The organism is Streptococcus handemini (assembly GCF_040984445.1).
Lineage (GTDB): Bacteria > Bacillota > Bacilli > Lactobacillales > Streptococcaceae > Streptococcus > Streptococcus handemini.
In genome coordinates, this window is the sequence record NZ_JBFRYH010000077.1 from 1 (window position 1) to 8,120 (window position 8,120).

8 protein-coding genes are annotated in these 8,120 nt (G+C 42.1%); 4 read left to right on the forward strand and 4 right to left on the reverse strand.

Going from position 1 to position 8,120, the window contains the following annotated elements:
• The 4 genes from ABPH35_RS09600 to murT all read right to left on the reverse strand — a co-directional run.
• Nucleotides 1-352 (reverse strand): transposase family protein (locus tag ABPH35_RS09600; protein ID WP_349988583.1); only part of this gene is annotated, 352 nt, incomplete at its 3' end.
• Between the two features lie 194 nt (nucleotides 353-546).
• Nucleotides 547-849, reverse strand: coding sequence for a lipopolysaccharide assembly protein LapA domain-containing protein (locus tag ABPH35_RS09605; RefSeq protein ID WP_349989522.1), 303 nt, complete (start codon nucleotides 847-849; stop codon nucleotides 547-549).
• A gap of 9 nt (nucleotides 850-858) precedes the next feature.
• The gene (gatD, locus tag ABPH35_RS09610) at nucleotides 859-1,647 is read right to left on the reverse strand and encodes a lipid II isoglutaminyl synthase subunit GatD (protein WP_349989523.1); all 789 of its coding nucleotides are present in this window, start codon (nucleotides 1,645-1,647) and stop codon (nucleotides 859-861) included.
• 1 nt (nucleotide 1,648) lies between these two features.
• Complete coding sequence (gene murT, locus ABPH35_RS09615) at nucleotides 1,649-2,992, reverse strand: lipid II isoglutaminyl synthase subunit MurT (RefSeq protein ID WP_349989528.1); 1,344 nt, start codon at nucleotides 2,990-2,992, stop codon at nucleotides 1,649-1,651.
• A 234-nt stretch (nucleotides 2,993-3,226) separates the two neighbouring features.
• Between murT and cdaA the strand changes: the two genes are divergently transcribed.
• From cdaA to ABPH35_RS09635, 4 genes are all read left to right on the forward strand, one after another.
• Nucleotides 3,227-4,081: a diadenylate cyclase CdaA gene (gene cdaA / locus ABPH35_RS09620; RefSeq protein ID WP_349989524.1), complete on the forward strand. Its 855-nt coding sequence runs from the start codon at nucleotides 3,227-3,229 to the stop codon at nucleotides 4,079-4,081.
• Nucleotides 4,071-4,787 (forward strand): CdaR family protein, encoded by a 717-nt coding sequence (locus tag ABPH35_RS09625; RefSeq protein WP_349989525.1) that lies wholly within the window; start codon nucleotides 4,071-4,073, stop codon nucleotides 4,785-4,787. The genes cdaA and ABPH35_RS09625 overlap by 11 nt, the downstream gene beginning before the upstream one ends.
• A gap of 20 nt (nucleotides 4,788-4,807) precedes the next feature.
• The gene (glmM, locus tag ABPH35_RS09630) at nucleotides 4,808-6,160 is read left to right on the forward strand and encodes a phosphoglucosamine mutase (protein WP_349989526.1); all 1,353 of its coding nucleotides are present in this window, start codon (nucleotides 4,808-4,810) and stop codon (nucleotides 6,158-6,160) included.
• A gap of 103 nt (nucleotides 6,161-6,263) precedes the next feature.
• On the forward strand, nucleotides 6,264-7,805 hold the full coding sequence (locus ABPH35_RS09635) for an ABC-F family ATP-binding cassette domain-containing protein (RefSeq protein WP_349989527.1): 1,542 nt from the start codon (nucleotides 6,264-6,266) through the stop codon (nucleotides 7,803-7,805).
• Nucleotides 7,806-8,120 lie beyond the last annotated feature (315 nt).

The following is an 8,120-nucleotide window of genomic DNA, read 5'->3' on the forward strand; positions in this document are numbered from 1 at the left end:
TTCCGTCAATGGCTATCAGGCGTTTCGAAAAACGAGTAAAATGTTTAGCTGATACCTCTGCCTCTTCAAGAAGAGCAGACCACATCTGTGTCACTTCTACTAGAACTTGAGGATCTAGAGTCGCAAAAACTCGTTGCAGCGTATCGTGAGACGGAATCCCATTTTCTAACTCCAACACGGTTCGCAAGGAAGACTCATAGGCAGTCCCAAACTCCTCAATTTCATCCCAATATTCTGCACCTGATAGACGCGCAAAGAAAATAAGCAAGACAATATCTGACAATGTGTGCTTAATTTTCCAGGATTCTCTATCATCACGGACACCTATCAAGAAATCCAGTATCTCATTCATAACAAAATCCTCCACTATCTCTAGTATAGCAAAGGATTCGAACTTAGTTTATGAAACTGTTATCTGAAAACGAAACTTTCTTCATGCGTTTGTCGTGATATGGGAGGAGTAGAAACTAAAAAATGAGGCAGGACGTTAAAAAAGACTCGCCTACTTTTTCATTATAGTAGGCGAGTGAGTCCTTTTATTTGGAATTATTCCAATTGATTTTCTGTCAGATTAACTTGCTTTATCTTTTCATCAAAGGCTTGGTTCTGGTTTGCCAATTCTTTCTTGGTTTGTTTTAGTTCACCCCTGATGGAGAAGTGTTTTCCCATGCTAAGAAGACTAGCTATAATGGCACCAAGTAGGACTGAAATCAGAATCAAGATGATAAGTGGTAATTGGAAAGTGCCAAAGAGATAGCTGACCTTGACAGTTTCCATATTGGCAAGAGATAAGCTAGCAATGAGTAGAATCAATAGTAGGACGATGATGTAGTACAGTTTTGTTTTCATGAAGTTCTCCTATTCTTCTTCAAAACGGGCCTTACTTTTGACATCACCGTATTCTTCAGGTGTTTCAAGAGCTAGAATGTCATCATAAGACGGAAGTACCATGTCCTGACCGTATTTATTACGGAGGGCAGTTGTCACGAGGCGGTAGGCAAGATTGGCATTGCGTGAGAGGATTGGGCCATGGAAGTAGCTTCCAAAAGTATTTTTGTAGTACATACCTTCACCGCCGTCTTCATTATTGTTTCCATGTCCATAAATCGTTTTTCCAAGCGGTTTTTGGTTGTCGGCTAAGAATGTTCGTCCTTGGTGATTTTCAAAGCCATAGTAGGTCTCGTTAAATTCTTCGTTATGAATCTTGATATCCCCAATGAAGCGGTTATTGACCTGATTGAGCGTATAGTGACCGAGAATGCCTAGTCCGTCAATCTTGCGGCCACCAGCTTCGATATAGTATTGTCCGAGCAGTTGGAAACCACCACAGATGGCAAGAACTACACCGTCCTGCTCAATGAAATCAGCGAGTGCCTCTTTTTTAGTCGGTAAATCTTTTGCAAGGATAGATTGTTCGTAGTCTTGACCACCACCGAAAAAGGCAATGTCATAAAATTCCTTGTCAAAGGAATCTTCTAAGGAGACAATATCAACCTGAACACTGGCTCCTAATTTCTCCGCAACATACTTGAGCATGAGGATATTTCCATTGTCGCCGTAGGTATTCATCAAATCGCCATAGAGATGAGCGATGTTGAGCTGATAGGTGTAGTCATTGGCTGGGCTTGAAAGTGATGTATACACCATATTATTTCATCTCCTTTCCAACGATTTGCCGTTGCGCAAGAATATCGCGTAGCTCTAGCATGGCAGTATAGGTAGCAAGAATATAAGTATGCTGGGTAGGACTGCTTTCAATAGCAGAGAGAACATCTGTCATTGCTTCATGCTGGTCAATCGCTTCTGCTGGATAGCCTGTCACTCGTAATCTTCGTGCAATTTCAGATGCTCGAGCTCCTCCTGTGATGATATGAGGAATGGACATATCCATTATTTGTTCAAAATTCGCATCCCAGATCCAGCTAGTATCAATACCGTCTGCATAATTGGCATTGAGTAGGACAGCTAGGTTAAATTCGTAGGGAGCTAAGCGAATCATTTCAAGAGCCTGTGTTGCACCAACTGGATTTTTAATCAAGACGAGAGTACACTCCTTGTCTCCTAAACGGAAGGTTTCTTGACGACCAAAGACCGCCTTGCTCTTATCAAAACCTGCCTTGATGATGTCGGGAGTTACACCTAGAAATTCTGCGACACTGACTGCCGCAAGGGCATTGTAAATATTATAGAGCCCTCCGATGTTAATCTTGTACTCTTGTCCGTCGATGACGAAGGTGGAAGATACATGGTTAATTTCTTTTAGCTCGCTGAGGGCATAGTCCAATTTTGGACGAGCAAAACCGCAAGAAAGACAGATGTAGCTACCAAGATTAGCATAGGTATTCATCTTATACTGCAAAATATGGTGGCAATGCGGACAAAGGATTCCCTCGGTATTGTAGTGAGCGAGTTGTGGCGCATGTTCGTCTGTCGCAAAGCCATAGTATTTTACCGGATTGACCAACTTGGTCGAATGAAAGAGCGGACTATCCCCGTTTGCAAGGATAGTAGCTTTAGGTGCCTTAGCAGCTCCGTCCACAATCATTTGATAAGTTGTATAAATCTCGCCGTAGCGGTCCATCTGATCACGGAAGATATTGGTAAAGACAATCAGAGTGGGCTTGATAAATTCTGTTACCTTGGCTAGACTAGCTTCGTCAATTTCGAGTACTGCAATTTTCTTGCCATTTTTATTTTTTTTAGCAGACAAGAATGTGGCGGTAATCCCAGTCAACATATTGGCTCCGCTGGTATTGGTTGTTACGGCTCCAAAGGCTTCTTCTAAAATACCAACCGTCAATGCGGTGGTGAGTGTCTTTCCATTAGTCCCTGTAATGACCACGATTTCATAATCTTTTGCGAGACTGTCTAAAATGTGTTTATCAAATTGAAGGGCAATTTTTCCTGGCAGAGTGGTCCCACGACCGAGCTGACTAAGAATTGCTTGAGACGTTTTTCCTGCAAGAAGCCCTAAGGCTGTATTTAGTTTCATCATGGATTTATTTTATCATAAAATGCTCCCTTTTTCTAGAATGGAGATGGCAACTATAGAAACCAATTTGAAAAGAGGGGTTCATTTTGCTTCTTTTGTGGATTCACTATCTCTCTAAGGTTAATATAAATAGGATGACAATTTGGAGGGGGTATATCGAGGGTCTTTTCATAAAATTTGCTTCAATGTGTGGTATAATGTGAACAGTAAGAATATAGAAAGTTTGTGAAGTAGATGCTCAACCTCAACCAGTTACTCGATGTTAATTATTGGTCAAGTCTATTAGTCAGCCCTTGGACAGCCCTGTTACACCTAGTTGATATTACACTAGTCAGTTATCTCATTTATCGTTTCAGTAAGGCCTTAGCAGGCACCAAAATTATGACCTTAGTTCGTGGGGTTTTTCTCTTTTTATTCTTCCAAATTTTGGCAACACTACTGGGGCTTCAAACCATTTCTTGGTTGATGAATCAGGTGATTACCTATGGGGTTATCGCTGGAGTAGTCATTTTTGCCCCTGAAATTCGGACTAGCTTAGAAAAACTTGGCCGCACGACCCAATTATTTGCGCGTGTAGAATTGAGTGCAGAAGAAGCGCTAATACAGGCTTTTGTCAAATCCGTTTCTTATATGGCACCGAGGAAAATTGGTGCCTTAGTCGCAGTCGAGCGAGCGCAAACCTTACGTGAGTATTGTTCGACAGGCATTCAGCTTGATGCAGATGTTTCTAGTGAATTGCTCATCAATATTTTTATTCCAAATACGCCATTACACGACGGAGCAGTGATTATTCAAGAAAATAGAATAGCTGTTTCGTGTGCCTATTTACCATTGACTGAAAGTGCGGGAATTTCAAAAGAATTTGGTACTAGACATCGCGCAGCGATTGGTTTGGCAGAGGTCTCTGACGCTTTTGTTTTTATTGTATCGGAGGAAACGGGAAGTATCTCAGTCGCCTATAATGGCTTGTTTAAGCATGGATTGAGCATAGAAGATTTTGAAGAGGAACTGCGTCGTCTCTTTATTCCTGAAGAAGTGAATAGAAAGAGTTGGTTCAGCCGCTTAGGGGGTGGAAAGAATGCAAGATAAATTAAAAAAAGTAGCTCATTTATTACTGTCTGCTCTCATGGCGCTTGTGTTATTTTTTTATGCAACGACGACCAACTATAAAAATTCGATCTCAGCATCAAAGCCAATCAAGCAAGTAACTGAATCAGAGACCTACACACATACTCTTAGCAATGTACCAATTGAAATCAAATATGACAGTGAGAAATTCTTTATCTCAGGATTTTCGTCTACCGTATCGGTTGCTTTAACGAGTTCAAATCGTGTTATTTTGCAACGGGAAACAGATGAAGCAACTCGGACATTTTTGGTTAGTGCAGATTTGAGTAATTTGACAGATGGTACTCATACAGTTGATTTAATCACTTCTAATTTACCGACAGGTGTCAAAGCGAAGCTAAATCCAGAAAATATAACTGTCAAAATTGGAAAAAAAGTTAGTAAAAATTATGCTGTTCAAGGAGTCGTTACCAATAATCAATTGGCGGAAGGTTACAGTCTATCAAAAGTAACCGTCAATGTATCATCTGTAAAAGTGACAACAGACGAAGATACGATGGCACACATTGAGAGAGTTGAGGCGATTGTCCCAGATGCGGATGACCTATCTAGTGATTTTTCAGGAACAGCAACGATTCAGGCGGTGGACAATAAAGGAAATGTCTTACCAGTTGTTTTATCACAAGATGACGCAACCTTACAAGCGACGATTGTAAAAACAAAATAGGAAAGAGGAAATCATTTATCATGGGAAAATATTTTGGAACAGACGGTGTTCGTGGGGAAGCGAATACGGAATTAACACCAGAATTAGCTTTTAAATTAGGTCGTTTTGGTGGCTATGTCCTCAGTCAACATGAAACAGAAACACCACGTGTGTTCGTTGGACGTGATACGCGCATTTCAGGACAAATGTTGGAATCTGCTCTAGTAGCAGGACTTTTGTCTGCTGGGATCCATGTCTATAAGCTAGGTGTGATTGCGACTCCTGGTGTGGCTTATTTGGTGCGGACTGAAAAAGCAAGTGCAGGTGTCATGATTTCAGCTAGTCACAATCCTGCCCAAGATAATGGTATTAAATTCTTTGCAGGTGATGGCTTTAAGTTAGATGATGCCTTAGAAGCAGAAATTGAAGCACTCCTTGATGCGGAAGAAGATACCCTACCTCGTCCGTCTGCTCAAGGTTTGGGAGATGTGGTCGATTATCCAGAAGGTCTTAGAAAATACCAAGAATTTCTTGTTTCTACTGGATTTGATTTAGAGGGAATGAAGGTGGCTCTTGATACAGCAAATGGTGCAGCTAGTACCTCTGCTCGTCAGGTTTTTGCAGATTTGGGCGCCCAATTGGTCGTTATGGCCGAAAAACCAGATGGGCTCAATATCAACGACAGTGTCGGCTCAACCCACCCTGAAGCCTTACAGGAACTCGTCAAAGAAACAGGTAGCCAAATTGGTCTAGCTTTTGACGGAGATAGCGACCGCTTGATTGCAGTTGATGAAAAAGGGGAGTTGGTTGATGGTGACCGCATCATGTATATCATTGGTAAATACTTGGCGGACCACGGACTTCTTGCCCAAAATACTATTGTCACAACAGTGATGTCTAACCTCGGTTTCCATAAGGCTTTAGATCGAGAAGGAATTGGCAAAGCTGTAACGGCTGTTGGCGACCGCTACGTGGTCGAGGAAATGCGCAAATCAGGCTATAATCTTGGTGGTGAGCAATCTGGTCACGTTATCCTTATGGATTACAATACGACAGGTGATGGCCAGTTGACAGCCGTTCAATTGACCAAAATCATGAAAGAAACTGGAAAATCCCTGTCTGAACTGGCTAGTGAAGTGACTATTTATCCACAAAAATTGGTCAATATTCGTGTTGAAAACAGCATGAAAGATAAGGCGATGGAAGTTGAAGCAATTGCTGTGATTATTGAAAAAATGGAGCTTGAGATGGCTGGTAACGGTCGTATTCTCGTTCGTCCAAGTGGGACAGAGCCGCTCCTACGGGTTATGGCAGAAGCACCAACTCATGCAGAAGTGGACTACTATGTAGACACCATTGCAGATGTGGTGAGAGCGGAGATTGGTATTGACTAAGAGAGCTGTCATTTTACGACGGGACAATAAATAAAGGGAAGTTTGGGATCCAATCACCGTCTCAAACTTCCTTTGGTGTAGGGATGATAAGAGAGGAGAAGGCGTGAGTATTTTAGAAGTAAAAAATTTAAGTCATGGCTTTGGGGATCGTGCCATTTTTGAAAACGTGTCCTTTCGCCTGCTCAAGGGTGAGCATATCGGATTAGTCGGGGCAAATGGTGAGGGAAAATCAACCTTCATGTCCATTGTGACAGGGCAAATGTTGCCTGATGAGGGAAAAGTCGAGTGGTCCCGCTATGTGACGGCAGGTTATCTGGACCAGCATGCTAAACTCGAGAAGGGGCAATCTGTGCGTGATGTCTTGCGGACCGCCTTCGATGAGCTGTTTAAAACGGAAGAACGGATCAACGAAATCTACATGTCGATGGCAGATGAGGGAGCTGATATGGATGTCCTAATGGAAGAAGTGGGTGAGCTCCAAGACCGTCTGGAAAGCCGTGATTTCTATACCTTGGATGCCAAGATTGATGAAGTGGCTCGTGCTTTAGGAGTCATGGACTTTGGGATGGATAGTGATGTCACCGAGTTATCTGGCGGACAACGGACTAAGATTTTATTGGCCAAGCTCTTGCTTGAAAAGCCAGATATCTTGCTTCTTGATGAGCCGACCAACTATTTGGATGCAGAGCATATCGAATGGCTCAAACGTTACTTGCAGAACTACGAAAATGCCTTTGTTCTGATTTCCCACGACATTCCTTTCTTGAATGATGTGATTAACATCGTCTACCATGTGGAAAATCAACAGTTAACCCGCTATACAGGCGACTACTATCAATTCCAAGAAGTACATGCCATGAAGCGTGCCCAGCTAGAAGCAGCCTATGAGCGCCAGCAAAAAGAAATTGCCGATCTTCAGGACTTTGTCAACCGCAATAAGGCTCGTGTTGCTACTCGTAATATGGCCATGTCTCGTCAGAAAAAACTCGATAAAATGGAGGTTATTGAGTTACAGGCTGAAAAACCAAAACCCTCCTTTGATTTCAAAATGGCGAGAACGCCGAGTCGCTTTATTTTTCAGACCAAGGATTTGGAAATCGGCTATGACCGCGTTCTCAATCGCAAGCCACTAAATCTAACCTTTGAGCGCAATAAGAAAATTGCCATCATCGGAGCAAATGGAATAGGAAAATCAACCTTACTAAAAAGTTTGCTAGGCTTGATTCCATCTTTGGGTGGCCAGGTTGAGCAGGGGGAGTATCTGGAAATTGGTTATTTTGAGCAAGAGGTGGCTGGTGGGAATCGTCAAACACCACTTGAGGCAGTTTGGGATGCCTTCCCTGCCTTGAATCAGGCAGAGATTCGTGCGGCCCTTGCTCGCTGTGGTTTAACATCAAAACATATTGAAAGCCAGATTCAAGTCCTGTCAGGGGGAGAGCAGGCCAAGGTGCGTTTCTGTCTCTTGATGAATCGTGAGAATAATGTCTTAATTTTGGATGAGCCGACCAACCACTTGGATGTCGATGCCAAGGATGAATTAAAGCGTGCCCTGCAAGCCTATAAAGGCTCGATTCTTATGGTCTGCCATGAACCTGATTTCTACCAAGGATGGGTGGATGATGTCTGGGATTTCAATGAGATGTAATCATGTGTAGTCAGAAATAGAAAAAGTTACTATAAGAAGTAACAAGGCTAGGAAGGTGATGCTAATATTACTTTCCTAGCTTTTTTTAAATGGATTATTTTAGATGCGAATTCTGCTGTTTTTGATTTGGTAACAAACTAAAAAAATTTTAATACATACTCGTGGTGCTAGTTACTCTCAGAATACAATAAAAAGCCCAAAAGGACTATACTGTAAGTGACCAAACAAACAGGAGGTTAGTCCAAATGAGCCACTTACAGTATATCGCTAAATCCCATCACTTACAATGGAATATCAAACAATTATCAAAGATTT

Coding starts and splice junctions, on each gene's coding strand:
- ABPH35_RS09625 (WP_349989525.1), top strand. CDS start 4,071: ATGCAAGATAAATTAAAAAAAGTAGCTCATTTATTACTGTCTGCTCTC.
- ABPH35_RS09605 (WP_349989522.1), bottom strand. CDS start 849: ATGAAAACAAAACTGTACTACATCATCGTCCTACTATTGATTCTACTC.
- murT (WP_349989528.1), bottom strand. CDS start 2,992: ATGAAACTAAATACAGCCTTAGGGCTTCTTGCAGGAAAAACGTCTCAA.
- cdaA (WP_349989524.1), top strand. CDS start 3,227: ATGCTCAACCTCAACCAGTTACTCGATGTTAATTATTGGTCAAGTCTA.
- gatD (WP_349989523.1), bottom strand. CDS start 1,647: ATGGTGTATACATCACTTTCAAGCCCAGCCAATGACTACACCTATCAG.
- glmM (WP_349989526.1), top strand. CDS start 4,808: ATGGGAAAATATTTTGGAACAGACGGTGTTCGTGGGGAAGCGAATACG.